This window comes from Nannocystis sp. RBIL2, from assembly GCF_026626745.1.
Taxonomy (GTDB): domain Bacteria; phylum Myxococcota_A; class Polyangia; order Nannocystales; family Nannocystaceae; genus Nannocystis.
Window position 1 is genome coordinate 3,108,041 of record NZ_JAPNJW010000002.1, and the last position, 26,108, is coordinate 3,134,148.

The following is a 26,108-nucleotide window of genomic DNA, read 5'->3' on the forward strand; positions in this document are numbered from 1 at the left end:
CGCCTCCGTCAGGGACGAGGGGCGCCGATCGACGCCGGGCGCCCTCGTTCACGGCCCGGCGCCGGCGCGGTCCCAGTCGACCTCGCACAGCGCCTCGATCAGCAGCGAGCGCCACAGGTCGTAGGCTGCGCCACACACCTCGCTATCCCGGTGACAGTCCTGGCTGTACGACTGGTTGAATGCGACCACGACGTCCACGCCCGCGGGGATCGAGGTGCAACGCGCGGTCCCGGTCGCGGCGCCGAAATCGTAGCGACCGGTGTCGGGCGCCAGCGCGACGACCGCATAATCGACCGGCATGCCGACGAATTGCCCGACCCACGCGGTCGCACCGCCCAGGTTGCCCCCGTGCTGCCGATTGACCGGACTGTCGAACAGCTCCCGCGAGCGGCCATAGAAGGGCGTGCCGTCGTCGTGGCCGCCGGGCATCACGCGGCCCAGCCAGTAGCGCTCGAGCAGCTCGAGCAGCACCGGGGCCTCGGCGGCCAGCAGACCGGTCGATACCGGCGCGCCGATCCACTCGTACGAGAGCGGAACCCGCCGCCGCTCCCAGGCGTAATTGACAGGACGGCGACGGTCACGCCATTCGTCGAAGGTGCACCGGCCGTCGCCCCCGAGGATGCAATAGGGTCGCTTGGGATCGTCGTATTCGGGGTAATACGTGCGCCGCCCCGGCGTCCACATGCGATAGCGCGGCTCGGCCGGGTCGCGCGCCTCCGGGTACGGATGGCTGAGGCCGATGCCGTGCCGCGAAACGCGGCCCGAGGTCAGGCCGAGCTCGTCGCGCAGCAGCGAGTCGAGCAGCGAGTCGTGGTGCGACTCGACGTCGCCGCCGCGCGCGACCTCGTCGCGACCGCTGACGGTGGCGGCGACCAGCGAGAGGACATCGAAGCCGAGGTTCGAATAACGAGCGCTCGCCCCCGGATCCGAGCGCAGGCAGGTCGAGCCGAGCGCCAGCACCCCCTCGGCCAGCTCCGGCGGCGCCACGAAGTAGCCGTCGCGCCCTGGGCCCTGGCGGATCGCCCGACTCGGGGGCGCGAGCGCGGCCTGTTCGGCGGCGAGCGCCTCGCGGCTCCACAGCTCGCGCAGCACCTGCAGGCGGTCGCCGCTCAGCAGGTCCGGGCCGGCGAGCGGCAGGCCGGCGCGATGCGACAGCAGGTGACCGATCGTGACGTCGCGCCAGCGCGGATCGGCGCGCGCGTCACAATCTCCGCCGATGGCGAACACGGGCGCGCGCTGGCCCAGCAGCGTCTCCTCGATCCGCGGCGGCAGCAGGCGCAGAGGCCCGCCGACCAGGGGCAGCGCCTCGATCGCGGCGTCGTCGGCAGGCAAGCCGGCGGCCACGAGCGCGTCGCGCAGGACCCGGCGCACGAGGATCGCGTCGATGTTCTTGCCGACGCTGCCGATCCGCATCGGCGTGTCCGGCTCGACGGTCACACCGCCGGCGAAACGGTCGCGCCCGAAGGCGCACTCGCGGCTGGGCGGGCCGTCGCGGTAGCCATAACCCCGCGCGGCCAGGACCTCGCCGTCGCGCGCGACCGCCAGCACTCCGGCGCCGATGCACAGCTGGCTCATCACCCGCACGACGACATCGTCGACGCCCTCCAGCTCCGTGTCGAGCCGGCCGGCGGCCGGGATGTCGTGCCGCGCGGGCCGATCGTGGCAACCTGCCCCGAAGGACATGCCGAGCACACCCTCGACTACGGCCGCGACGAAGGTAGCGGGTCGCGAGGTCGCGCGGCGGCGGGGCATCGTCTCGAGGATAGACGGGACGGCCTTCGAAGCGCACCGCCGCGGGACACCTCGCTCACGCCTCAGGGCCGGGCCACCGGCGCCCCGTCGGGCCGCTTCCACTCGGGCAGCTCCAGGCCTAGCGCGAAGCCCATGCTGGTGACGTACTCCCGCAGCTCGTTGACGACCTTCTGGCCCGAGGAGGGCCGGTCCAGGAGGTCCTCCGGGCGCCACTGCACGAGCTCGCCGAGGTAGACGATCCCGGCCTGGTGGAGGATGTTCCAGCTGCGGACCGAGATCTCGAGTTCTTCGACCAGGATATCGAGGCGCTCATCCATGGCGCGTGACTTTGCCGAGGCTTCGCAAGCCGTGTCAAGCAGCCGCGGCCGCGTCCGGCCCTGGCGCTCACCTGTCTCTCGAGGCAGCCGCTCACCCAGGGCGCCGTGGCCCCCGCTCGGCTCACGCGCCAGCGGCTTCGACGCGTCGGCGTGAGTCGGCTCCCGGCCGACCTCGATCGCAAGCAAAGACAAAGCTCGCAGGGACCTGTCCCTGCGAGCATGTCCTTGTGTTCAGGCTGCCCGCCCGTCATCCGGCGGCGCCCGGCCGCGTGTGCGGCTCAGAGATCGACCGCCAGCCCGCTCGGCACCGTCAGCGGGATCAGGTGCGAGAAGTCGGGGCCCGCGTCGTCGCTCAGCGCGTGCATGAACGACGCCAGGTAGTCGGCCGTCCACCAGCCGTAGACGTCGACGGTGGCCATGAGCGGGTCGACGCCCTCGGCGATGATCGCAGCCCGATTCTCGAGGAATTGCGAGTGCATCGCCACCTCGTCGACGCTGTCGGTGATGTCGTAGTCGAGCAGCGCGTCCACCGGGTCGCCGTAGTGGCGGATGAAGTCCTTGATGTCGTTGTAATGGCTCTGCCGACCCCAGGGCCCGGTGTACATCACGTTACGCAGCGGCGGGGTGCGCCACGCGTACTTGTCGTCCGGGTCGCCGGAGATCCGCATGCGCCCGAAGTCGTCGAGGCCGCCCGGGCCGTCGCCACCGGGGACCGTGTCGCCGGGCCCGAACTGCGGCGCCAGCGTCTTGTGGAAGTCCTCGTCGGTGAACCCGTTGCCCGCGTGGCACGACGTGCAGTTGCCGCGGTCGCTGTCGAGGAAGTGGCGGGCGCCGACGAGCTGGTTGTAGGTGAGCGCGTTGTCGTCGGGCGGGATCAGGAGGCCCGTGGCCGGGTCGTAGCGGCCGACGAAGCGGTCCCACGGGGTGTCGTTGGAGAAGAAGGCGCGGAACTCGTAGGCCGCGATCGCGTTGCCGGCATACGCGAAGTGCATGTCTTCGAACGCGACGCCGGGGTAGGCCGCCTCGAACATGTCGACGTAGTCCGGGATCGCGCCCAGGCGGTCCATCATCATGCCCCACGCGCAGATGACGAAGTTGAGCGGCGGATTGTCGAGCGCGCAGACGGTGGTGAAGTCGTTTTCGTTCGGGAAACCGAGCATCTCCTGGTCGGTCACCTGCGGCATCATCGCCTGCCCGGCCGCGGCCCGCATGTCGGGGTCGAACGCGTCGTCCTGCCAGGAGAACGGGATGAAGGGGCCGCCCAGCGGCATGACGTAGCCGGAGGAGTCGATCGGCACCTTGTGGTCGACCGCCAGGCCGGTGCTGAGCTTGTGGAGGTTCCACAGCGGCTGCGTCGTCCGCCCCCCCACCAGCGCGCCGACGCGGGACGGGCCGATCCCGACGCCGCGGATGCCCCGGTTCATCGTCAGGTGATCGGTCGTGGCGAGCCGCGGGTGATGACACGTCGAGCACGACGTGTCCATGTTGCCGCTCAGGATCTTGTCGTAGAAGAGCGCCTCGCCGAGCTCGACCAGCTCGTCCGACGACGACGGCGGCAGCTCGAGCGGCGTGATGCCGTTCTCCGTGATCAGCGCGCGGACCTGCCCGATGAGGTAACTCCGCGAACCGTAGGTGGTGAGCTCGCCGAATCCCTCGGTCTCGCTCTCGGTACCGACTCCGGTCTCGGTCCCGGTCTCACCCGACCGCAAGCCGACCGGCTCGCTCGCCGGGTCATCGTCGCACGCGACCATGGGGATCATCGACAGCCACAGAACCGCCACAACACGATGCTTCAGCATGACACGCTCCAAGCAGGAGAACGACCCGGAATGCTCCGCAGAGCCCGTACGTCGAGGTTCACTTGTTCGGCAACTCGCCGTATCGCTACGTCACCTTTTCACTCACTCCCAGCCCTGTCTCCGCGATCGCCCGCCGACCTCCTGCCCGCGCCACGAACCGTCTGCACGAATGCCCCGCGGCCCACAAAAAGCTGGACGAACATTTTGCACGAACTATCCAGGTCGTCAAGCCGCGAGCCGGGGATCGAGCATTCTTTTCGTTTCACGAGTGTCCACAATGTACCCCCGCTCCCTCCATCACGCCCACACGCATCAGGACTTCTCCGTAGTGAGAGGCCCAGACTCACCGGCCTCGATCGCGCTCACCGAGTCGCACTCGCTCGCCGCTTTCAGCCACTGCGCTCATCCTTCAGTCCATCGTTTTTTTCTGCCCCTGTCGCTTTCACCTCGCGTCCTCACCCGCGCCCCTTTCGCTCGCAGATGCCTCCCGAGGCCCCCGGACGGCGCGCACGCGGGCAGACCTCGTGACGCAGGTCGCGTTGCATCATCTTGACGCGCCGACGCGCGGTCCCGGCGGTCCTGCCACGAACGCGATGTAGTCTGCAGAAATCGCGGACGAGACTGGATTTTCCGGCGACGTCTGGTTTCGCGTCATTGCCGGCTCTCGGCAATGCCGACTCGCGGGCCCGCGCGTCCGCAGCGCGAATCGTACGCCCTCACTTGCCCGCGCCGACCAGCCCCTCGGTGACGTAGAAGAAGCCGATGCACATCTCGTCGTCGGTCCCGTAGCCCCAGGTGGTCGTCGTGTCGCGGCTCGTGGTGTCGTAGGTGCAGTCGATGCGCAGCGTGGTGCCCGCGCGGACCGGCCGCGGCTGCTCGTAGAACGCGAACTGCTGCCAGTGGAAATGATAGTCGTCGACCTGGGCCAGGCACGCCTCGTCGCCGGGGCCGGTCGCGGTCACGCGCATCTGCCGGCCGAGGCCGTGCATGTGCGGCCACACGCCCCACAGAGTGAAGTCCTCGTGGAGCTCCTCGGTGCCCGTCTCGACCACCGCCTGCTCGCCCGGCGGGAGCTCGAGGAACACGTCCTCGACCCGCTGGATGTAGGCCTCGTGCGGCACGCTCCTGGCCAGCCGCAGGTCGACCGCGGTCTGGTCGGGGAACGTGCCGTGCACCCGGTTGTAGTGCATCTGCAGCACGGTCTTGCGCCCCGCGCCCATGCGCAGCCCCGTGCCCGCCGGCAGCTCGCGCCCGCCGTCGCTCGGGCCCGCGCCCACCAGCCAGCGCGACGGCACCAGCGGATCGCCGAAGCAGGTGTAGCCCGGGCCAGGGTCGGCCTCGTCGAGCGCGGCGGCGTCCGCCTCGTCCTCCGCGTAGTCGAGGGCGTAGAGCGTGAGGTGGTGGACCATCTCGGGCTGGCCGAGGCGGATCTCGAAGGCCACCGCGAACGCGTCCTCGGCGAGCTGCGGGTCGAGGATGAAGCAGCGGTAGATGTCGTCGAGCGCCTCGTCCGGCGTGTAGGGCTCCGGCATCGCCAGAGTCAGGTCGACGCGATCCAGCCCCCACGGCTCCGGCGGCTCCGGCGGCGCCTCGACGAGCTCGCCCGCGGGCGCGCCCGCCTGGGCCCACGCGGCGAGGGTGGCGATGTCGCCCTCGCCGAGCCAGCGCGCGTCGACGTAGGTGTTGCAGGCGCCGCTGTTGTCGAGGTTGAAGGGCGGCATGCTCCGCGCGCCGGTGACTGCGGCGATCGACGCGGCCCGCGGCGCGACCTCGTCGTACGTGGTGAGGGGAAACGGCCCGATCCCGCCCTCCTTGTGGCACTCCACGCAATTGTCGGCGAGGATCGGCGCGACGTCGCGGTGGTACGTCGGCCCGTCGCGGTCGACAGTTGCGTGGCAAGTGGCGGCGGACCCGGCAGCGAGCGCGAGGCGGAGCAGCATGCGCGCAGACAAAGCACGAGCGCCGGCCGCAGCCAGGCCGGCCCCCCGCTGCGGTCTGCGAGGCGCACGAGGCCGCCGCGCCGAACGCCCGTGGCAGCCAGCGGGGGCCTCGCCGCCGGGCGAGCGAGCCGACAGCGTCGGCGCGCGTCGATCCGGCGACCGGGCGGCGCGAAGCGGCCGACGTCCCCCACGTGGCTCGTGACGCGATCTCGGTGCGAACCTGGGGACGACGATCCCCAATCCACGTCCGAGGAGCTTTGAATCGGTCAGCGACACCGCGAATGCGCGCATCGCTAGGCGCATCGTGCCACCCACCTGCGAATGACGTGGGCCCGGCGAGCCTCAGACTGTCGGCGCCTGACCGCAATGACGAGTGGGCGAGTGGGCGAGTGGGCGAGTGGGCGAGTGGGCGCGCGGTCGCACCCGGCCCGAATCGATCGATCATCACACACGCAATACGTGGAAAAGAATGCGCAATGCGCCGGCTCACGCGCGCGAGGCCGACGCGGTCCGGCCGCGCGGCCGCCCGCTCTCGGGTATCGTCGGCGGCATGATCTTTCGCTCGCTCGCTTCGCTTCTGCTCCTCGCCCCCCTCGCCTGCAGCCCCGAATCGAAGGACGACTCCACGGCCACCGATACGAATGCTACCACCGACACCACCCGCACCACCGATGACCCGACCTCGGACGCCGGGACGGAGGCGCCCGGACCCTCGCCGGAGGCCAACGAGGTCTGCACTGCCGCCTGCGAGAAGTTCAAGTCGTGCGCCGACGACCCGGCGATGTTCGACACCGCGGACTGCGTCTCCGGCTGCGAGTCGGGCATCGTGTTCCTCGGCATGAACAACCCCGGCACCCACTGCGCCGACACCGAGCTGAACCGCCAGGACTGCCTTTCGAAGGCCACCTGCGAGGAGATCGACGCCTACGTCTCGCCCGACGACCCGCCCGGCCAGGTGTGCCAGGAGTGGGACACGAAGCTCGGCGAGTGCGCGATCGAGTGACCATTCACATTCTTTTCAGGGGACTTGCTCTGACGGCATGTCTCAGTCGCCTCGTTCAGTTGGCGGCCTCGTCACCCCGGGGCCGCTCGGAGCCCGCGGCCGAGCGAGCGACCCTCACCGACCGAGGGAATCCCAGAAGAGCGCGAACAGGAGCCCGAGCGAGAGCGCGCCGGCGACCAGCCAGAGCTTGGCGTGCCTGGTGTCGCGGACCTCGGCGGGATCGGGATGCGCGTCGAGGCGGGCCCAGGCGGTCGCGGTCATCATGCTGGCGACGAGCCACAGCATCACCGCGATCACCCCGAGAAGGACCAGCAGGCCCTCGTGGTCGACGAGCGCGCCGAGCCATGGCAGCACCGTCGCCACGAAGCTGCAGACACCGAGGCGGCGCGCGGCCGCGGGCAGCGGGCTCGCACGCCGCGGGGGCGGGCCCGCGACGTCCATGCGGCGGTACGGCAGTCCCCCGACGGGCACCTGCTCCGGCCTGTCTCCGCCGATCGACGGCGGGCTCGCGGCCTGCTTCTCCCGCCGGAAGCCGACGGCGCCGACGCCCACCGCGATGAACAAGACGCTGACCGCGGCCAGGGTGGCGAGCGCGCCGACGACGCCGTTCATCCCCGAGAGCGGCCCGCCGCTCCCGGGCGGGATCGAGGACAGCTCGTAGCCCCAGAGCCCGAGGCACAGGGCGAGGGCGAGCAGCCCAAATGCCGCCAGGAAGTAGCTGAAGCCCGCTCCCAGGGCCTCGGACGGCCCGTGGAGGTGCGGCGGTGGATCGGGGGCCCGAAGGTTCCAGACGGCCAGGAAGTGCACGACGGGCGCGTCCTCGAGATCGACCCGGTAGAGGAACGGAATCCGGGTGGCGTCGGCGAGGATCGACGCGATGCGCCAGGCTTCCGCGTCGTCGGCGACCGTGAGCCTGTCAGGCTGCCCGGGGACCCGTGAGAGCCGCGGCAGCGCCGGCATCGTGGGAAGCGCCCATCCGGCGGTCAGGAGCTTGGTGTCCCGGCTCAGGCTGGCGACCAGCATGGCGTCGGCGACGGCGCGGCAGGTCCGGTCGACGTACCATGTCACCTCGGGCGGCTCGTGGCCGAACAGCGCATGTCCCCCGGCCGCGCCGAGCGTGGCCAGTGTGTCTTCGAGCTGGCGCAGGCGGTCGAGATATTTTCTGGCGAGGTCGCTCCCCTGTCCAGCGTCCATCGGGCTCACCGTAGCACGGCGAGCTCGCCCGAGTCATAGACTAGGCAGAGGCCCAGGCCCCCGAGCGGTATTGGCATTGTCGCCGCTGTCGAGGTTTGGCCGACCCGATTCGATCAGTCCGTAGCAGCCCGCGACGAGACGTGCTCATCCACCCCGAATGCTCGAATGCGAATCCATGAACGAGCCTTCAACCACGCATGGCCGCGCGTCGCCAGCGCCGTCTTCGCTCCGCTGCGACCTGCCACGTACCCCGGCGGTTGCCGCCCCGACACCTGCACCGAGCTGGAAGAAACGCTCATCGTCCTCGCCGCCGGCGCGTCGGCTGAACGTCACCGGCGCGACTTGGGGGTCCACAGGCTCGTCGAGCAGTTCATGCTCTCGCGCTCGCGTGAGCACGATGGGTGTCTGTAACTGTAGGCCCAGGTCCGCCCGCTCACCGCGGATCGCACTTCGCGCACTGGCGCGCGAGCAAAAACCGGCCAAATCACTCTCACCATGAGCAAACTTCTACGAGGTGCTGTCGCGGGTGTTGGGGCTTGGAAGCTCGGCGGTGGTGTCATTGGCACCGTCCTGATCTTCATCCTTTTGTGGATCGTCCTCGGCAACTTCGACATCTTCAGATGATCGTCCGCGGAGCGGCCCCGCCGCCGCGCGCGTCGATTACGCCGGTCGTGCGGACCCTGTCCAGCAAGGAGGCGGATCCTGTGCAAGTTCGGTAAGAGCTGGGCTGCATTTGTTGCAGCGGCACTTGTCCTGGCACGTGTCGACTCCGACGGCATGTCTCCGTCGCCTTGAGGCGTGCTGACGCGGCTCACCCGCAGCCCCACGCGATCTCGGCGCAGGTCAGGACGCGCCCGCCCTCCGCGCTCTCGCACGAGCCCGCGTCCTCGCAGGCGAACGAGCCGTAGGCCGCGTCGGTGCCCGGCGGCACGCAGCCGCACGTCGAGTCGTCATCGCAGGCTGCCGGCAGCGGCACGCACGTCGAGCACCGGTCCGAGCCGCCGACGATGCACAGCTCGGTCGCCGCGTCGCAGGTGCCGCCGTTGTCGCCGCAGGGGAAGGTGCCCTCCTCTCCGGCGGTGGCGCTGTCCTCGCGACCTTCGGGGCAGCCGCTCAGCAACAACAAGCACAGGGACCATCGCGGGCGTAGCTCGAGCATCGGCCCACCCTACACCCGGCCGCGGCCGACGGGGCGCTCGAGCGCGCGCACCGGAGCGGCCGCGGCGCGCCTGCGAGCCGGCCGCGGCGGAGCGCGAGCGTCGGGACCCACTCGTCGCGCATCGATCATGTCCTTCCAGACATATCCAACGAGACATTTCACATATCCACTCGGACATGTCCTTTTAGACATATGAGATGACATCCTCGCCGCCGCCCGCCGGAGCGCCGGCCCTTGCGAGCCGGGCAGAGCGGCCGGGCCGCGCGTCCTGCGGCCTGGCGGGGCCTAGCGGACGCCCCGCCGCGCGACCGCGAGTATAGACATCGGACCCCCCGCGGGACAGCGGACCCATGCGATCGGACACCGACATGCGCAGCAGCGGAGTCTGCCACTGGCTTATCGGCGGCGGCGACATGGGTTGCAAGATCCGCGAGTACGACTGGTCTGGCACCTCGCTGGGCCCGATCGACGACTGGCCGGCCAACGTGCGGACCATCGTGCAGCTGTGCGTCGCCACCAACTTCCCGATGGCCCTCACGCTCGGCCCCGGCAACCTCATGCTGTACAACGACAGCTACCGGCCGATCTGCGGCGGCAAGCACCCGGCGGCCTTGGGCTCCGACTACAGTCGATGCTGGGCCTCGGCCTGGCCGGACATCGGTGATTCGTTCGCCCGGGCGCTGGCCGGCACCGGCGTCTATCTCGACGATCTGCAGATCTTCCTCGACCGCTACGGCCACATGGAGGAGACCTTCTTCGCCTTCTCGTTCAGCCCGATCTTCGACGAGCGCGGCCAGGTCGGCGGCGTCCTCGTGCCGTGCATCGAGACCACCGACAAGGTCCTCGGCGAGCGCCGCACGCGGGCGGTCCGCGACCTCGCCGCGCGCACCGCCGGCGCGCAGACCGTGGACGACGCGCTCGTCGCCGCCGCGGCCGCGCTCGGCGAGTACGCGTGCGACGTCCCGTTCGTGCTGGCGTACGTGGTCGGCCGGGACGACGTCGCTCGCCTCGTCGCCAGCGCCGGGATCGCGGCCGGGACCGCGGCGAGCCCGATCACCGCCACGACCGCCGGGCCCGCCCCGTGGCCGCTCGCCGAGGTGGTGCGCACCGGCAAGCCGGCCCTTATCCCCGACCTCGCGGCCACCTGCGGCCCGCTGCGCTGCGGGCCCTACCCCGAGCCGCCGCGGCGCGCCCTCGCCGTCCCGCTCATGCTGCCCGGCCACGCCCGACCGGCCGCCGTGGCGATCCTCGGGATCAGCCCGCGCCTGGCGTGGAACGACGCCTACCGCGACTTCTACGGCCTCCTCGCCGGCGCGGTGACCGTGTCCCTCGCGGGCGCGGTCGCGTTCGCGGAGGAGCGCCGACGGGCCGAGGCGCTGGCCGAGCTCGACCGGGCCAAGACCACCTTCTTCTCCAACATCAGCCACGAGTTTCGCACCCCGCTGACGCTCATGCTCGGGCCGCTCGAGGAGATGCTGAGCGACCGTGACTCGCCGCTGGACTCGAGCCAGCGCGAGCGCCTCGAGGTCGCCCACCGCAACTGCCTGCGCCTGTCCCGGCTCGTCAACGCCTTGCTTGAGTTCTCGCGCATCGAGGCCGGGCGCACCGAGGTGTCCTGTCAACCGACCGACCTCGCGCATTTCACCGCCGAGCTGGCCAGCAACTTCCGCTCCGCCTGCGACAAGGCCGGCCTGACCCTGAAGCTCGACTGCCCACCGCTGCCGGACCCGGTCTACGTCGACCGCGGCATGTGGGAGACGATCGTCCTCAACCTGGTCTCGAACGCGTTCAAGTACACCCTCGCCGGTGAGATCGAGGTGGCGTTACATCGGCGCGGCGCGGTCGTCGAGCTGACGGTGCGCGACAGCGGCGTCGGCATCCCGCGCGAGCAATTGCCGCGGCTGTTCGAGCGCTTCCACCGGATCGAGCACACCCGCGGGCGCTCGCTGGAGGGCTCGGGGATCGGCCTCGCGCTGGTCCGCGAGCTCGTGCGCCTGCACGGCGGAGAGGTCCGCGCGGACAGCTGCCTGGGCGTCGGCAGCGTGTTCACTGTGACGATCCCGGCGGGCCACGAGCACCTGCCCGCCGACCGCCTGCGCCCCGCGCCGGCGGGCCCCGGCGCCGCGCCGTACGTGGCCGACGCCCTGCGCTGGCTGCCCGAGCCGGACGCCCGCGGGCTCGCGCTCAGCGACTCGCCGCGCCCGCCCGGAGCGCGCCCGCGGATCCTCGTCGCCGACGACAACGCCGACATGCGCGACTACGTGCGCCGCCTGCTGGGCGCGCGCTACGACGTGATCGCAGTCGACAACGGCGCCGAGGCCCTCGCCCGCGCCCGCAGCGACCTGCCCGACCTGATCCTCGCCGACGTGATGATGCCGCGGCTCGACGGCTTCGGCCTGCTGTACGCGCTCCGCGGCGACCCGCGCACGCTCGAGGTCCCCGTCCTCCTCGTGTCCGCGCGCGCCGGCCAGGAGGCTCGCGTCGAGGGCATGCAGGCCGGCGCCGACGACTACCTGACCAAGCCGTTCGGCGCCCGCGAGCTGCAGGCGCGGGTCGACGCCCACCTCGCCCTGGCGCACCTGCGGCACGAGGCCGGCGACTCCCTGCGGGCCAGCGAGCAGCGCTTCCAGGCCTTCATGGACAACACGCCCGCGGTCGCCTTCATCAAGGACGAGGCCGGGCGCTACGTGTTCGTCAACCGCGAGCTGGTGCAGCGCCTCCGGCGCGACGACTTCCTCGGCAAGACCGACCACGAGATGTTCCCGGCCGACTTCGCCGACATGCTCTGCCGCACCGACCGGCTCGTCCTGGCCCAGCGGCGGGTCGTTCGCGTCATCGAGACCGTCCCCGTCGACGGCGAGCCGCACATGTACCTCTCGTTCAAGTTCCCGCTGCCCGATCGCGGCGGCCGCTGGCTGCTCGCCGGCATCGCCATGGACATCACCGAGCAGAAGCACGCCGAGGCCGCGCTCGAGGCCGCCAACCGCAGCAAGGACGAGTTCTTGGCCATGCTGTCGCACGAGCTGCGCAACCCGCTGGCGCCGCTGCGCAGCGTCGCCGACTCGCTGCGCCGCTGCGACCTCACCGGCCCCGCCCGCGCCCGCGCCTACGCGATCATCGACCGCCAGGTCACGCACCTCACCCGCCTGGTCGACGACCTCCTCGATGTCTCGCGGATCTCCCGCGGCAAGACCGAGCTGCGTCAGCAGGTCGTCGACCTGGCGCAGGTCGCCGAACAGGCGGTCGAGATGGCCCGCCCCGCGCTCGAGGAGCGCCGCCACGCGCTGGCACTGGCCCTGCCGCAGCCGCCGCTGCAGGTCCAGGGCGACCCGGTGCGGCTGACCCAGGTGGTCTTCAACCTGCTCGGCAACGCCGCCAAGTACACCGAGCCGGGCGGGCACATCTGGCTCACCGTCGCGCGCGAGGGCGACGAGGCGGTCGTGCGCGTGCGCGACGACGGCATCGGCATGCCGCCCGAGCTGGTGCCGCGGGTGTTCGACCTGTTCGCCCAGGGCGAGCGCGCCCTCGACCGCGCCCAGGGCGGCCTCGGCCTCGGCCTCACGCTCGTCCACCGCCTCGTCGAGATGCACCACGGCAGCGTCAGCGCCAGTAGCCCCGGCCCCGGCCAGGGCAGCGAGTTCGCGATCCGCCTGCCCGTCCTCGCGCACCAGTCGGCGACCGTCCCCGCGCCGCCCCCCGCCGCTCCCGGTCCCGACGGTTACGCCGCGCGGATCCTCGTCGTCGACGACAACCCGGACGTCGCCATGGCGCTGCAGATGCTGCTGGAGGCCCACGGCACCGCCGTCCGCGTCGCCCACGACGGCGCCGACGCGCTGCTCGCGGCCCGCGACTTCCAGCCCGAGGTGGTGCTTCTCGACATCGGCCTGCCCGACATGGACGGCTACGAGGTCGCCCGCCGGCTCCGCCGCGAACCCGGCATGGACCGCGCCCTCGTCATCGCGGTCACCGGCTACGGCCAGGACGACGCCCGCCGCCGCTCGCAGGAGGCCGGCTTCGACTGGCACCTCGTCAAGCCGGTCACCATGGAGGACCTCGAGGCCGCCCTGCGCCGGTTCGCCCCCGCCGCCTAGGCGTCCCGAAGGACATGTCCCATCACACATGTCCATCCAGACATGCCCTTCAGGGCATGTCCCTACGCTCAGCGTCGGCCGGCGCGCAGGCAGGACGCGAGCGCGTCGCGCAGCTTGGCGTGGACGACCACGCGGGACAGGTCGACGCCGAGGCCGACGATCGTCTGCGCGATCGACGGGCGGATGCCGGTGAGGATGCCCGCGGCGCCGAGCAGCGCGATCGCCTCGATCATCTTGATCAGGTGGCTCGCGGTGCCGGTGTCGACCACCTCGACGCCGGTGAGGTCGAGGATGGCGAAGCGGGCCCGCGTGCGCGTGACCGCCTGCAGCAGGGCGTCCATCAGCTCGGCCGCCCGCGCAGTGTCGACCAGGCCGACGATCGGCAGCGTCAGCACGCCGTCCCAGACCTCGATGATCGGCGTGGCGAGCTCGTGGATGACCGCCTGCTGGCGCTCGACGAGCTCGAGCTTCGCGCGCAGCTCGATCTCCGCCAGGGCGGCCTCGCTGATGTTGAGCGACACGCCGACCAGGCGCGCCTCGGTCCGGTCGTCGCGCACCGGGATGTACCAGGTGTCCCAGTACTGCCCGTACAGCGGGGCCGAGCGGGTGTGGGCCGGCTCGCCCGCGATCGCCCGCGCGATCAGCTCGCCGTTGCCCTGCGCCTTGTACAGCTCGAAGATGTTCTTGCCGATCAGGAAGTCGCGCGGCACCCCGGCGCGCTCGTTCGCCTTGCCGGCCTGGTGGAGGAACACCCCGCGCTCGTCGACCGCCCACAGCACGATCTCGAGGTTGTCCTGGATCGCCGCCAGCAGCGTCGACTCGAGCGCCGCCCGGGCCTCGGCCGCCCGGCGCGCGCCGACCTCGTGGCCGTACAGCCGGACCGCCCCGCCGTCCGCCACGCGCTGCGAGCACGCCTCGAGCCACCAGGCCCCGTCGGGCCGGCGGATCGGCCACACCCGCGGCGCGTCGTCGCCGGAGGCCAGCGCCGCCCAGCTGCCCGTGGCCAGCGGCAGCACCTCGGCCATGGCCTGCCCCACCGCGGCGGCCCTGGCTGTCCCGAAGACCCGCTCGGCGCGGCGGTTCCAGCGGGTGATCACCCCCGCCGCGTCGACCTCGATCACCACCAGCGGCGCTCCGTCCAGCTCGTCCCCTGCGTCCATCTGCGGGTGGTGTATCCGAGACCGCGACCGCCGTCTTCCTCCCCATTCGCCAGCCGGCCCGCTGCGAATCTATTGCCCTAGCGCCTGTCCCGAAGACCAGGTCACTCACCCCCGGCCCCGCAGGCCGCCTCACTCCCCTTGCGGCCCCCTCCATTCGCCCGCCGGCACCCGCGAATCCATGACCCTGGCGAGCTGTCCCGAAGTACAGATCAGCCGGCCCCGGAGGCCGCCGCACTCGCGGCTGCCGCCCTCTCGCCCGCGAACGCGCGCGCCCCCAGGTCCGCGCGGCGCACCAGCTCGCAGGCCCGCCGCACTTCCCCCGGCAGCCGCGCCAGCGTCAGCGCCGAGCCGATCCACAGCAGCCGCTTCCAGCCGGCCCGCCGCAGCGCCGCTCCGGTGACGCGCGAGCCGACCACTGCGAAGGTCGCCCGGCGCAGCTCGACCCCCAGGACCGCGCTCCCGCGCCCCCGCGAGCCGAGGCCGCAGGCCAGGCGCCAGCCGTCCGCCACGTGGCTCTCGCACAGCTTCGTGCGCGTGAGCTCGGCGATGACGACGGCCAGCACCGCGCCTCGGTCGACCTCCGCCTCTCGCCCGGCCAGCGCCCGCCGGACCGCGTCCGTGGCGATCGCCAGCACCGCGGCTTCGGCTCCGGCCGCCACCAGCGCCCCGCCGATCGGCCCGACCGTCAGCTCCAGCGCCGTCGCGGCCGCCCGTACCCCGCCCGCAGCCAGCACGTGCCCCGCCCGTCCCCCGACCCGGGCCCGCACCCGCCCGACCCGCGCAGCAGTCCACGTCCCCGCCGCCGACTCCCGCACCCGCCGGGCCTGCTCGGCCGTCCACGCGCCCGCTGCCTGCGCCGCCGCCGACTCCCGCACCCGCCGGGCCTGTTCGGCCGTCCACGTCCCCGCCGCCTGCGCCACCGCCGACTCCCGCACCCGCCCGGCCTGCTCGGCCGTCCACGCCCCCACTGCCTGCCCCGCCGCCGACTCCCGCACGCGCCCCACCTGCGCGGCCGTCCACGCCCCCGCCGCCGACCCGCGGACTCGCCCGACCTGCGCGGCAGTCCAAGCCTGCACCGTTTTCAGCGCCCGCACCGCTCGCGGCTCCCTGCGCACCTCGGTCATCGCCGCGATGGTCGCAGAAAGTCCTGACGATCGCGCGCCAGCAAAGCGACCTTCTCGCGACGTGGCCTGCTAGCCTCCCCGCCTCGCATGCACTGGACCGCCGAACAGCAAGCGATCCTCGCGCACCCGCTCGACGCGCACGCCCTCGTCCACGCCGCGCCCGGCGCCGGCAAGACCACCACCCTGGTCGGGCGCGTCGCCCGCCTCGCCGAGCGGGTCGACGGCGAGCGCATGCGCGTCGTCATGTTCAACAAAGCGATCCAGGAGACCTTCAGCGCCCGCCTCGAGGCCGCGGGCATCGCCGGCGTCAAGGTCACCACCTTCGACGCGCTCGGCCTCGAGGTCCTCGGCCGCGCCGAGCGCCGCGGCCTGCTCACGCGCCCGCTCGAGGTCGCTGCGTTTCGCACCCGCGAGTGGGCCCAGCTCGTGCATCGCAGGTTCGCCCGCAAGATCGAGTCGGCCGACGACATCGCCGCCGCCGTCGGCTTCTGGAAGGCCCACCTCGTCACCCCGAACCGCGCCGCCTGCGAGGACGCCCCCGAGCTCGTCGAGGCCTACCAGGCGCTCGAGGAGCTGCGCACCCGCGGCGGCCAGGCGCTGCAGGTCGACTTCCCCGACATGGTCTACACCGCGGTCGCAGTGCTGCGCCGCTACCCGCGGCTGCTCGGGCCGATCGATCATCTGCTGGTCGACGAGTTCCAGGACGTGAACCCCGCCCGCGTCGAGCTGCTGCGCCTGCTCATGCACGAACACACCACCCTCATGGCCGTGGGCGACGCCGACCAGGCCATCTATGAATTTTCGGGCGCGCACCCGCGGTTCTTCCACGACTTCGCCGCCACCTTCACGCACCGGCCCACGCGCACCTATCCGCTGTCGCACAGCTTCCGCTTCGGCGAGACGATCGCCGCCGCAGCGCGGGCGCTCATCGCCCACAACGACGAGCGCTTCCCGATCGAGGTCGTCGGCCGCGGCGCCGTCCCCGGCACCATCACGCGCACCGACGACGTCCCCGGCACCATCACGCGCCTGCTGGCCGCCGGGCACCGGGCCGACGAGATCGCCGTCCTCTACCGCGGCCGCCTGCAGGGCACCAGCGTGCTCGCCGAGCTGGCGGCGCGGCAAATCGGTATGGAGACCGACGACCTCGACTTCGTCCGCAAGGGTCGCGGCCCCGAGCTCGCGCTCGCCTACCTCCGCTTCGCCACCAGCGACGCGCCCATCGGCTTCGACGACGCCTGGAACGTCGTCTTCGCGCCCGACCGCTACATCCGCAAGGAGGCCTTCGCCGACCAGGTCCGCAAGCTCGGCAGCAAGGGCCTGCGCGCGGTCCTCGGCAACAAGAAGGCCGCCCGCGACGCCGACCAGCCGCGCGGCGCCATCGAGTCGATGAGCGCGCTCGCCGACCTGCTCGCGCGCATGGGCAAGTGCCGCACCGCCGCCGCCGCCCTCGACCTGCTGGTCAGCGGGACCGACGTCATGGGCCAGCTCGCCGGCCGCAAGCGCAGCGAGGTCGAGCTCGATCAGGCCGTCGCCGGCTTCGAGGCCGTGCGCACCTTGCTCAAGGGCCTCGCGGTCGCCCCCGCCGAAGCCGCGCAGCGCTCGCCGACCTCGACCCGCGCGCCGGCAAGCCCGCCGAGCAGTGCGTGTGGGTCTCGACGATCCACAAGGCCAAGGGCAAGGAGTGGCGCGCAGTCCTGCTGCCGCGCCTCGCCGAGGGCCTGTGCCCCGCCAACCGCGAGGACCGGACGCTCGGCACCGTCGAATCACCCGCCGGCGTCGACCAGAGCGACCCGCTCGAGCAGGAGCGGCGGATCTTCTACGTCGGCCTGACGCGCGCCAGCGAATGTGTGCACCTCGAGGTGACCCCGCACGCCCCGAGCCGCTTCGTCGCCGAGCTCGGCCTCGCCAAGCCCGCCCTCGTCGCTCCGGCGAGCCGGCCTCGCGTGCGCAAGCCGGCGGCCGCGGTCGCCAACACCGGCGCGTGGAAGCCGATCGAGGACGCCAGGCTGACGGCCGCCCGCGACGCCGGCGAGGACCTCGACGAGCTCGCCGAAGCCCTCGGTCGCAGCCGCGCCGCCGTCGATGCCCGCCTCGAGATCCTCGACGCCATCCGCCAGCGCACCGAGGCGCGACGCCGACGCTTCGAGGAAGAGGAGTGAGCCCCCGCCGCTCTGCGGAGAGAATCATCGCAGGCGTCTCGACGACCGTGGCGGCCTGCTCGGAAAGAGACGGGCGTGTCTTCGAACGGAATCAACCTGTACGCCAACTCGTCTTCTTGCTCGGGTGCGCTCATCGGTCCCAGACACGTGTTGACGGCCGCGCACTGTGTCTGGGAAGACGGGGCGCTCTTGAAGGTGCGCGTGGTGCCGGGGCAGAACGGCGACGGAACTTCACTTTCAGACATCCCCTTCGGGACGTTCTGGGTCTCGCACTACTTCTTACCAAAGGGGTGGCTCAACGATCCTGCCCCCGGCAACTTGCGCTACGACTACGCCGTACTCGTGCTGGGCGAGGAGCCGTACCTCGGGTGGCTCGGGTTTGATACGTCAAGCTACTCCTCCCTGAAAAATGTCCTGCATGAGGCCACGGGGTACCCGGGGAACTTCGACGAGGTCCAAACCTTCATCGGATGCGACGATAGCCCATTGGCCGTGGGCACCCCGCCTCACTTTTGTTTCGGCTATCAGTATACGCAATCTGCGCAGATCGAGCGAGTATACACGAACGAGCTGAGATCCAAGCATGATGCTGCCAACGGTCAGAGTGGGAGTCCAATATGGAAGTTCTCGACTCAGTACGTGAAGGGCGTCTTGACCAAAGGCAGCAGCTCCTGGACCAAGATCACTCGGATTCGCACAGGGGTGTTTGACTTCATCTGCTCCGCAATCGCGGCAACTCCAACGCAGGGCATCCATGGCTGTTACTAGCAAATCCTTGATCGGCAACATCGTGAGGCTGTGGCCACTCGCGCTCGTGTTTCGGCTCATGCCGGCGTGCGGGGAAGAGCCGTGCGACCTACGCGCGTCGATGCCCAACATCGCATTGCAGGATGCCCGTGGGAACCTGGTGCCACAGGCGACCATCGCCGTGACGTGGACGGGGGAAGACAAGCATGTCGTAGAGTTCGAGTTCTCATGTGGTCTCCCCGCGACGCCGGAGTCCGGAGACGCCGACACGTGCTCCTTCACCGTCGACTATGGTCGTGAGCCTGGGAGATACGGCGCTGGGACATTGGCGCTTCGGATCGATGCCCCAGGTTTGGTACCCCTGGAGAAGGAATACAGCCGTACGGTGAACGGCTGCGAAGTCGAGCCCCAGATCAATGAGTTTCTCACCCTCGCGGACGAATCTGATGTGAGTGCGCTATGCACATCCATGTGCATGGTGGATGTTCAGTGCGATCTGGACTCCGGTTGGACCGCCGAGGAATGTACATCAGCCTGTGAAGGGGATCTCGAGCTGGCAGGCGATGCAGCAGCAGACAGATGCCGTCCCGCGTTCGCCGCGCTCCATGCATGCACCGGAGAGCTGTCGTGCGCCGAGTATTTGGCGTTCCTCGCGGGCGAGCCGAATCCCTGCTCCGCCGTGGAAGAGCAGGTCGCCACGTGCGAGGAGCAAAGCCCGTCGCAAGGAGTGGAGCCGTCGCCCTGAACCCGCCCGCGCTGACGGCGTTCACAGCAGCGCGAAGAGAATGCCGGCCTCCGCCGCCCGGCCGTGCTCGCCGCCACGAGCCGGAGGTGAGGACCGGGCGCCGCCGGGCGGGCGTTCCCTGATCGCGGGCGTAGCCCAGGGCCTTGGCCAGCGGCGCGCCGTCGAGGGCGAGCACGGCTTGCTGGTCGCACCCGAGGAAGAATGCGTCGACAAGCGGCTTCGACTTCGCCTGGCGGACCGAGTCTCGCTCCTTTCGGGGCGCGTCGCCAGCGCGGGCTCGATCTCGAAGAGCGCCTCGATCAGCGACAGCGCGTGCCTGGCCAGCTCCGGCTCCGCTCGAGCCTCCGAGGCGCTTGGTCGCTCCTGGAGGCCGAGCCCGCCACGATGCGGTTCACCGTACGGTTACAGACCGAGCAGGATGGCGAAGAAGTCGACGAAGGAGGCGGCAGCATCCAACGCCTCACCATATAAAGAGACAGTGTGAGAATGCCCTGTGCGGGTCGACATGGAGGCATCGCGCGAACAAGCGCAGCCGGACGCGATCGCCGCAGAGACGGCTGTCGTCGCGGGGCTGGCCTTTTTAGCCTCGGGTTTCGGCCACGACCCGTGATTCTGGCTCCCAGAGTCGCTCCTGGAGCGGTGGGCTTCGGGCTCCAGGGCCGCTTTTGCTCGTTACGGCCCGAGCTTGTCCTCGTCCGCGAGGGGCGTGCCGTCATCGCCGGCTCATTGCGAACGGCCCCGGTCGTCATGCCGGCCCCAGGCGGTCAGCCCGAGCAGCAGCGCTGCGACGCCCGCCGCCACGAACACGGAGCGCGCCGCGGGCCACTCGGCGAAGCCCAGCAGCCAGGGCAGCGCGACGAGCAGCGGCGCGAGCGACGACTCGAGGATCCCGTGCGCGCTGTAGCGGACCGCGCAGACCGAGCCCCACAGATAACAGCTGAGCTGCGACAGCAGCCATAGCCCGAGCATGAGCAGATAGCAGGCGATCGTGGCGACGCGAGGCGTCCCCGCCGGAACCCCCCCGGGGGCCAGGGCCAGCGCGAAGATCAAGGTCATGTCCAGAGCGCCGTGCGCTCCGGACGGCAATGCTCGTACGCCCGTCGAGCGGCCCATACAGGAACCCTGGCGCGAGTTCCGGCGCCTCGCATGGCTGGCGAAATCCCCTGCCTTTCCGCCCCGCCGAGCCCGCCGAGCCCCCATTGCTGACGAATCCCCTGCAGCCCGACTCTTCGCATTCTGGCGAAATCCTCTGTCCTCGCCTCGCCGAGCCCGGCTCCCCGCATCGCTGGCGACATCCCCTGTCCTCGCCTCGCCGAGCCCGGCTCCCCGCATCACTAGCGAAATCCCTGCATCTCGCCGAGCCCGCCGAGCCCGCATCGCTGGCGAAATCTTCTGCCCTCGCCCTGCCGAGGGCCACCTTTTTGCATTGTCTGGCGAGGTTTCTGCCCTCGCGCCGACTGCGGACATCACGGCCGTCATCCCCGCCGCGCGCCAGCAGCCGCGCTCGCACGACGGGTATCGGCTCGCGGACCGCAGCGCCCCCGCAGACCCGCCACGCCGCGACCCGCGGCCCCGCGAGCCAGTCGAGCCTGGCCCGGCTCGGCCCCACGGACGCACGACGCGAGCCTGCAGCCCGTCCGCCGCGCCCGGCCGGGGCTTGCCCCTCCACCGATTGTCTTCATCACTAGTCGAGAACCAGCCGCAGGCCCGGCCGCGGCCAGACCGGGAAAAAACCATGAGATTCGTCTCTCCGCGCGTGCATGGCGTCCTCGACTATTTGTTCGCGGCGCTGTTCCTGCTCGCCCCGTTCTTGCTCGACTTCAGGAGCGACGCCGCCCAGCTCGCCGCCTTCGTGTTCGGCTGTACGTTGCTGTTGATGTCGCTCCTGACCCGCTATCCGCTCGGCGTCTTGCGCCTGATCCCGTTCCCGGTCCACGGCGGCGCCGAGCTGGTGGGCGCGCTGGTGCTGATGACCCTGCCGTGGGCCGCCGGTTTCCAGGGCTTCGGCGCGGCGCGCAACTTCTTCGTCGGGACCGGCATCGTGCTGTTCGGCCTGTGGGCTGTCACCGACTACAAGGCCGTCGAGGCCGGCAAGCGTGGCGTCATCGGCAGCCAGCTCCGCAGCGGCGCCTGACGGACGAATGCGGCCCGGCCGTGTCGACGCGGAACGACGTCCGCGGCCCCTGTTCGAGCCGCGCGCGCCAGCGGCGGGCGAGCGACCGCGCCGCGACGGACCCGCCCCGCGAACCCTCCCGCGAACCCTCGCGCAGGCCTGCGAGTGTACGTGAGAGAGGCGCTGTCACGCGATTGTCAAGCCTGAAAATTGAAGAGAGCCAGGTTCCCGAATCACACAACCCCGCTCGCTCGCGCACCTCCGAGCCGGGTCTGCAGACGAGAGCGACTTGGCAGGCGACAGCGCCGTGATTCGCCGGACTGCGCCGCGAAAGGCGGGCACTCAGCGGCTGAGCCCGGTCGAGCGCAAATGACCCGAGGGGGCTGTAAACCCCGAATCTCCACTGTCCGAAGCGCCCGGTTTTATGCCGGTGATCGGTGTCCTAAAGGCGTGCGATTGTTGCGGACCGGGCACTGCCGGCTATCGTAACATCCCCCCTGGACACATTCCCCTCATGCAAAAATACCATCTTGACCGTAACATCTCATTGGTCCTCACCAACGTGCTCGTGATGGCTCTGTCGGGATGCAACAATCCGACGCCTGGCGAGACCGAATCGGGCACCACGACGGACACCACGACTGACGGCACCGACACGGACGCCACGGACACCAATCTGACGCCCGGGCAGCCCACCGACACGTTGCCGCCGACGTCGACCGAGCCCGCCACGGACACCGAGCCCCCGACCTCGACCACGGTCGGCCCGACCACCGAGACCGGCCCCGCGACCGACACCGACACGACCGACACCGACACGACCGACACCGAGACCACGGGTGAGCCGGCGGTCGAGGTCGTGCGCGTGTGGGCGACCGCCAACCCGCCGCTGCTCGAGCAGGACCGGATCGTCGCGCTGACCCCGGCGCTCGACGCCGCCACCGCGACCCTGACCGTGGCCGGCGACGTCGTCAGCATCCAGAGCGTCGCGGTGACCCAGCAAGGCCACGCGATCGTCAGCTACGACGCGCCCGGCACCACCGGCGGCGTCATCATCAAGACCGACCTCGCCGACAACCCCGAGAACGGCCCGCTCGGCCTCGGCGACCGCGTCATCCGCGGGCCGGCCACCGGCCTCGTGGCCCCGAAGGGCGTCGAGGTCGGGCCGATGGGCTCGTTCCTGGTCGCCGACACCGGCGCCGCCGCGATCAAGGTGTTCGAGTTCGACGCGGAGGGCGACGCCGCCCCGACCTTCGAGATCACCGATCTCGGCAGCTCCGAGGCGGTGTGGGACGTGCATTACGTCGCCAACGCCGACGTGCTGTACGCGGCCGGCACCAACGGCGAGGTCCAGGTCTACGAGGACTTCTCGAACGCGATGGGCCAGACCGGTCCCGACCGCACGATCGTCCCCGTCGAGGCCGGCGCCAAGATCTCGGTCAACCTGCACGGCATCACCATCGTCGGCGACAACCTGTTCCTCAGCGACGTCGGCGACCCGATGGAGAACACCGACGGTCTGCTGTTCCGCATCGCCGACCCGGCCAACGCCGAGGGCGACGTCGAGGTGGCGCAGAAGATCGAGGGCGGCGACCTCGGCAACCCGGTCGACCTCGAGGTCACCGGCGGCATGGCGAGCACCCTGTGGGTGGCCGAGAAGGCCAACGACAAGCTGCTGCGCTTCCGCCCGCCGCTGCTCGGCGAGGACTTCGAGCTGGTCGACAGCGTCGACGTCACCAAGCCCGAGTCGGTCGCGCTGGCCACCAACAACCGCCTGATCCTCGCCTCCAACCCGGCCGGGCTCGACCTCGACGGCCTGCTCGAGGTCGAGGTGCCGCTCATCGGCGCGCCGACGATCTCGGCCACCATCGACCGCCTCGGCTCGATCACCTCGATCCAGAGCATCGCCCTCGCAGGCGCGGGCGACGGCCTCGTCGGCTTCGACGGCACGCCCGCGTCCGACGGCGCCGGCGTGTTCTCGGCGGCCGCGATCGTCGACGCCGAGGACGGCGCCGCGATCGACGCCATCGGCACCCGGATCTGGGGCCCCGGCACCGGCCTCGTGGCGCCCAAGGGCATCACTCTGAACGCCGCCGGCGACCGCCTGTTCGTCGCCGACCTCGGTGACTCCTCGATCAAGGTGTTCGACCCGGTGACCTTCGGCGACGCCCCGCCGCTGTTCGTGTTCGCCGAGCTCGGCGGCGGCGCGGTGTGGGACATCGACTACGACGACGCCAACGACCGGCTGTTCGCCGCCGGCGTCGACGGCACGGTGCGCGTGTTCGACTCGGCGCTGGCCGACGAGGGCGCCAACGGCCCGGCGCGCACCTTCACGCCGGCCAACGACAACGACGAGGTCATCGGCGTCAACCTCCACGGCATCCAGTACGACCCGGTCGGCAACAACCTGTTCTTGACCGACGTCGGCGACGCGATGTCCGACACCGACGGCGCGATCTACGTCATCGCCGGCGCCGACGCGGCCGAGGGCAACGTCGCGGTCGCCACGCACATCGCCGGCGACCAGACGCACCTCGGCAACCCCGTCGACCTCGCGTTCGACGGCACGCACCTCTACGTCGCCGAGAAGGCGCAGTCGCGGGTGCTCCGCTACAGCGACATCCTCGGGCTCACCGGCGCCCAGAACGTCGCCGAGGACGCGTTCATCGAGGTGACCAACGCCGAGTCGGTCCGCCTCGAGTTCAGCAAGCCCTGAGCGGTCCGACCCGGGCGCACGGCGTCAGCTCGCGCGCGCGAGCTCGCCGTGCGCCGCCGTCTCGGCGTGGGCCTTGAGCCAGCGCGCGACCGAGGCGGCGTGCAGGTTCTCCTGCGCCAGCGCCAGGCGGCATTGCGCCGCCAGCTCGCCGTGGCCGAGGCTCTCGGCGAGCATGGCCAGCAGGTCCCAGCCGGCCACGTCGGCGAGCTCGGCGAGCTGCTGCGCGTGCAGGGCCTGCGCCAGGCCCGTGCGTGGGTCGGAGATGACCTGCAGCACGCCCACGCTCTCGACCGCGGTGAGGTCGGCCGACGGCGTCATCGCCGTCGCGTCGGCGCCCAGCGCGGTCATCGCCTCGACCATCCACTCGAAGTGGCGCGCCTCGTCGGCGCGGAACGCCACCAGGTCCTCGAGGGTCGGCCCGCCCGACCACGAGCCCGACGCCTCGAGCTTGAGGATCAGCCCGTCGTACAGGCGCACGCCGGTGCGTTCGAACGCGAGCCGCTCGCCGAGCTTGTCGAGCAGCACGTTGCCCTTCTGGCCCTTGAGCAGCGAGGCCGCGGCCCCGGCGACGCCGCGCAGGCTCAGCGGCGGCGGCATGTGGCCGATCTCGCCGGCTTCGACGGCATAACGGAATCGCAGCACCGCGGCGTCGCGCGCCGAGCCGGCCGAGCTCGGCGCGGTCGCGGTCGCGCCCTCGGTCATGCGCGGGCCGTCGAGGGGCGACAGGGCGATGCCGGTGCGATTGATGCCGATGTCGGTGGGACGATCGTTCTTGCTCATTGGGCTGCCTCCTCCTGGACCAGCGAGACGAACTCGGCCTCGCGCACGCGTCGATCGGTGAGCTCGGTGCCCGGCTTCCAGCGGTAGCCGGCGGCCACCAGCTCCGACGGCGAGCCGCTGGCGTTGAGCTGCTCGCGGTAGGCGAGCGAGGCCGGGCTCTCGAGGTCCGGCGGCACGATGTCGAAGCCGCGGGCGCGCAGCAGGACCTCCTCGGTCAGCGTCTGGCGCACGAATTCGCGGTGGCTGCGGAAGCTCAGCGGATCGGGGAACTCGGCCGGCAACAGCTCCGCCGGGTCGCGCTTCTCGACCTCCTCCATCAGCTCTCGCACGAGCCGCAGGTGGCCGAGCTCGTAGCTGAGGAAGCGCTCCCAGATCTGCTTGATCCGCGGGTTCTGCTCCTGCGAATAGCAGCTCCAGTAGGCGTACACCTCGGTCGCCTCCTGCAGCAGCCACTTCTCGAGCCAGGTCTCGCTCGGGTCGGACAGCGCCTCGTACTGCGTCACGTGCTGCTCCTCGATCGCGGCGATCTCGGCGTACAGCTGGCGCGCGACCGGGTCGGCGAAGGTCGGGCCGATCGTCAGGTAGTAATCGCGGGTCTGCCACTCCGAGCCGGTGATCAGCGCCGCGTGGATCTTCGTCAGCGGCGCGGCCTGCGTCTTCTCGTAGTGGCGCCGCAGGTCGTCCTCCGGCGCGCGGTGCTCGACCGAGGTCGGCCGCCCGGGCATGACGTCGGTGTAGCTCTGCAGGATGTTGTTGGCGTCCTTGCCGCACAGCCGGTCCATCAGCGCGGCGTAGCGGTACAAATGGTCGAAGTCCTCGAGCAGGCCGAAGCGGTACACCTGGGCCATGTACGGGTCCGGCTCGACCGAGGCGACGTGCGCGGTCACCTCGATCGCCACCTGCTCGAAGCCGATCGTCGTCTCGAGCGGCGACTGGTCGCCCGGCATCAACCAGTTGACCATGGTCGCCTGGAGGTGCTCGACGCGACGGACCCGCGCGAGCGGCAGGCGCAGGTCGGGACAGAACCGCGCCGCGAAGTGTTTCAAGCGGCACGCCTCCTGCTCGACGCCGTGCATCAAGATCTGCCGCACCCGCGTGAAGGCGTCGTCGTCGAGCTTGCTGTACGGCTCGCCGGCGATCTCCTTCCACGTGAACTTCTGCCGCTCGAGCGGCGTGCCGCGCTCCTTCGTGATGTCGAGGCTCACAATGCGTACTCCTTGGCCTGAGACCTGCGCGGGGACTGTTGGGGGGGCGCGCGGGCCCGGCAAGCCAAAGTCCGGCGCCACGCGCCTGCAGGTCCACCGGC

General features: G+C 71.0%; 20 protein-coding genes. 9 read left to right on the plus strand and 11 right to left on the minus strand.

All coding sequences use genetic code 11. The features are described 5' to 3' along the window. Positions 1-48: 48 nt before the first annotated feature. The 4 genes from OV090_RS37520 to OV090_RS37535 form a co-directional block, all read right to left on the minus strand. The gene (locus OV090_RS37520; protein ID WP_267709535.1) at positions 49-1,752 is read right to left on the minus strand and encodes a serine hydrolase domain-containing protein; all 1,704 of its coding nucleotides are present in this window, start codon (positions 1,750-1,752) and stop codon (positions 49-51) included. A gap of 62 nt (positions 1,753-1,814) precedes the next feature. Beyond that, positions 1,815-2,069: a DNA-directed RNA polymerase subunit alpha C-terminal domain-containing protein gene (locus OV090_RS37525; protein WP_267709536.1), complete on the minus strand. Its 255-nt coding sequence runs from the start codon at positions 2,067-2,069 to the stop codon at positions 1,815-1,817. Between the two features lie 278 nt (positions 2,070-2,347). After that, positions 2,348-3,868, minus strand: a complete 1,521-nt coding sequence (locus OV090_RS37530) for a cytochrome-c peroxidase (RefSeq protein WP_267709537.1) — start codon at positions 3,866-3,868, stop codon at positions 2,348-2,350. A gap of 716 nt (positions 3,869-4,584) precedes the next feature. Continuing rightward, positions 4,585-5,808 (minus strand): hypothetical protein, encoded by a 1,224-nt coding sequence (locus tag OV090_RS37535; protein WP_267709538.1) that lies wholly within the window; start codon positions 5,806-5,808, stop codon positions 4,585-4,587. Positions 5,809-6,358: 550 nt separating this feature from the next. Here OV090_RS37535 and OV090_RS37540 point away from each other — a divergent pair. Beyond that, positions 6,359-6,811: a hypothetical protein gene (locus tag OV090_RS37540; RefSeq protein ID WP_267709539.1), complete on the plus strand. Its 453-nt coding sequence runs from the start codon at positions 6,359-6,361 to the stop codon at positions 6,809-6,811. A gap of 114 nt (positions 6,812-6,925) precedes the next feature. Here OV090_RS37540 and OV090_RS37545 read toward each other — a convergent pair whose 3' ends face one another. Beyond that, a complete protein-coding gene (locus OV090_RS37545) occupies positions 6,926-8,005 on the minus strand; it encodes a hypothetical protein (RefSeq protein WP_267709540.1) in 1,080 nt (359 codons plus the stop codon). A gap of 495 nt (positions 8,006-8,500) precedes the next feature. Between OV090_RS37545 and OV090_RS37550 the strand changes: the two genes are divergently transcribed. Then, positions 8,501-8,629 (plus strand): hypothetical protein, encoded by a 129-nt coding sequence (locus tag OV090_RS37550; protein WP_256254071.1) that lies wholly within the window; start codon positions 8,501-8,503, stop codon positions 8,627-8,629. A gap of 187 nt (positions 8,630-8,816) precedes the next feature. Here OV090_RS37550 and OV090_RS37555 read toward each other — a convergent pair whose 3' ends face one another. After that, positions 8,817-9,164, minus strand: coding sequence for a hypothetical protein (locus OV090_RS37555; RefSeq protein WP_267709541.1), 348 nt, complete (start codon positions 9,162-9,164; stop codon positions 8,817-8,819). Positions 9,165-9,532: 368 nt separating this feature from the next. Here OV090_RS37555 and OV090_RS37560 point away from each other — a divergent pair, with 368 nt between their 5' ends. Beyond that, entirely contained in the window at positions 9,533-13,255 is a 3,723-nt protein-coding gene (locus tag OV090_RS37560; protein WP_267709542.1) for an ATP-binding protein, read from the plus strand. 68 nt (positions 13,256-13,323) lie between these two features. Here OV090_RS37560 and OV090_RS37565 read toward each other — a convergent pair whose 3' ends face one another. Then, positions 13,324-14,415, minus strand: coding sequence for an STAS domain-containing protein (locus tag OV090_RS37565; RefSeq protein ID WP_267709543.1), 1,092 nt, complete (start codon positions 14,413-14,415; stop codon positions 13,324-13,326). Positions 14,416-14,624: 209 nt separating this feature from the next. Then, complete coding sequence (locus tag OV090_RS37570) at positions 14,625-15,491, minus strand: hypothetical protein (RefSeq protein WP_267709544.1); 867 nt, start codon at positions 15,489-15,491, stop codon at positions 14,625-14,627. A gap of 135 nt (positions 15,492-15,626) precedes the next feature. On the opposite strand from OV090_RS37570, the gene OV090_RS37575 reads away from it, so the two are divergent. The 4 genes from OV090_RS37575 to OV090_RS37590 all read left to right on the plus strand — a co-directional run bounded on the left by OV090_RS37575 (position 15,627) and on the right by OV090_RS37590 (position 19,193). Further along, complete coding sequence (locus OV090_RS37575; RefSeq protein WP_267709545.1) at positions 15,627-17,372, plus strand: UvrD-helicase domain-containing protein; 1,746 nt, start codon at positions 15,627-15,629, stop codon at positions 17,370-17,372. 29 nt (positions 17,373-17,401) lie between these two features. After that, on the plus strand, positions 17,402-17,701 hold the full coding sequence (locus OV090_RS37580; RefSeq protein WP_267709546.1) for a hypothetical protein: 300 nt from the start codon (positions 17,402-17,404) through the stop codon (positions 17,699-17,701). Between the two features lie 75 nt (positions 17,702-17,776). Beyond that, positions 17,777-18,469 carry a trypsin-like serine protease gene (locus tag OV090_RS37585; RefSeq protein WP_267709547.1) on the plus strand — a complete coding sequence of 231 codons (693 nt, stop codon included), beginning with the start codon at positions 17,777-17,779 and terminating at the stop codon, positions 18,467-18,469. A gap of 7 nt (positions 18,470-18,476) precedes the next feature. Continuing rightward, positions 18,477-19,193 (plus strand): hypothetical protein, encoded by a 717-nt coding sequence (locus OV090_RS37590; protein ID WP_267709548.1) that lies wholly within the window; start codon positions 18,477-18,479, stop codon positions 19,191-19,193. A gap of 723 nt (positions 19,194-19,916) precedes the next feature. Here OV090_RS37590 and OV090_RS37595 read toward each other — a convergent pair. Beyond that, positions 19,917-20,249, minus strand: coding sequence for a hypothetical protein (locus tag OV090_RS37595; protein WP_267709549.1), 333 nt, complete (start codon positions 20,247-20,249; stop codon positions 19,917-19,919). A gap of 679 nt (positions 20,250-20,928) precedes the next feature. On the opposite strand from OV090_RS37595, the gene OV090_RS37600 reads away from it, so the two are divergent. Both OV090_RS37600 and OV090_RS37605 read left to right on the plus strand, forming a co-directional pair. Next, the gene (locus tag OV090_RS37600; RefSeq protein WP_267709550.1) at positions 20,929-21,327 is read left to right on the plus strand and encodes a hypothetical protein; all 399 of its coding nucleotides are present in this window, start codon (positions 20,929-20,931) and stop codon (positions 21,325-21,327) included. A gap of 550 nt (positions 21,328-21,877) precedes the next feature. Then, complete coding sequence (locus OV090_RS37605) at positions 21,878-24,022, plus strand: hypothetical protein (RefSeq protein ID WP_267709551.1); 2,145 nt, start codon at positions 21,878-21,880, stop codon at positions 24,020-24,022. A 24-nt stretch (positions 24,023-24,046) separates the two neighbouring features. Here the strand turns inward: OV090_RS37605 and OV090_RS37610 are convergent, their stop codons facing one another. Together OV090_RS37610 and OV090_RS37615 are read right to left on the minus strand one after the other, a co-directional pair. Then, the gene (locus OV090_RS37610; protein ID WP_267709552.1) at positions 24,047-24,802 is read right to left on the minus strand and encodes a ferritin-like domain-containing protein; all 756 of its coding nucleotides are present in this window, start codon (positions 24,800-24,802) and stop codon (positions 24,047-24,049) included. Beyond that, positions 24,799-26,007 carry a hypothetical protein gene (locus tag OV090_RS37615; RefSeq protein WP_267709554.1) on the minus strand — a complete coding sequence of 403 codons (1,209 nt, stop codon included), beginning with the start codon at positions 26,005-26,007 and terminating at the stop codon, positions 24,799-24,801. Before OV090_RS37615 ends, OV090_RS37610 begins: the two co-directional genes overlap by 4 nt. Positions 26,008-26,108: the final 101 nt, after the last annotated feature.